1 protein-coding gene is annotated in these 406 nt (G+C 69.5%); it reads right to left on the bottom strand.

The features are described from left to right. The coding region (locus CAY82_RS27690) for a DNA topoisomerase (protein ID WP_256576353.1) at nucleotides 1-406 on the bottom strand (406 nt) is incomplete at both ends.

Genomic DNA, 406 nt, shown 5'->3' with positions numbered 1-406 from the left:
GTGATGTTGCCGTTCTCGTACAGCCGCTGCGCGACCTGCATCGTCCGCGAGGCGGACATGTTGAGCTTGCGCCCGGCCTCCTGCTGCAGCGTGGTGGTCCGGAACGGCGCGTACGGCTTGCGGGTGTACGGCTTGGACTCGATCGAGCGGACCTTGAAGGTCGACTCCTGCAGCGCCGCGGCCAGCGCGGTGGCGGTCGTCTCGTCCAGGTGGACCGTGCTCTCGCTCTTCAGCTCACCCGTGGAGGCGAAGTCGCGCCCCTGGGCGATCCGCCGGCTGTCCACCGAGACGAGCCGGGACGGGAAGATTCGCGGCGTCTTGCCCTCGCCCGCGTCGAGCTTGGCGTCCAGGTCCCAGTACGACGCCGTCCGGAACGCGATCCGATCGCGCTCGCGGTCGACCACCA

The sequence above is a fragment of the Pseudomonas sp. SID14000 genome (genome assembly GCF_002165135.1).
Lineage (GTDB): Bacteria > Pseudomonadota > Gammaproteobacteria > Pseudomonadales > Pseudomonadaceae > Aquipseudomonas.
This window is presented reverse-complemented; position numbering and strand designations above follow the sequence as displayed.